At 63.9% G+C, this 233-nt stretch carries 1 pseudogene; it reads right to left on the bottom strand.

The annotated features are described in order from the left end of the window. Positions 1-233, bottom strand: a pseudogene (sdhB, locus tag AAHM38_RS25610) (succinate dehydrogenase iron-sulfur subunit); the annotation flags it as partial.

Genomic DNA, 233 nt, shown 5'->3' on the forward strand with positions numbered 1-233 from the left:
GCCTGCAGCAGACCGGCCGGGCCGACGAACTTGTCCGGGTTCCACCAGAACGACGGGCACGACGTCGAGCAGCTCGCGCACAGAATGCACTCGTACAGGCCGTCAAGCTCTTCGCGCTCTTCCGGCGACTGCAGGCGCTCCTTCTCGGGCGGCGGCTCGTCGTTGATCAGGTACGGCTTGATCGAGTGGTACTGGTTGAAGAACTGCGTCATGTCGACGATCAGGTCGCGCAC

The sequence above is a fragment of the Ralstonia sp. OTU4908 genome (assembly GCF_038440115.1).
Lineage (GTDB): Bacteria > Pseudomonadota > Gammaproteobacteria > Burkholderiales > Burkholderiaceae > Ralstonia > Ralstonia pickettii.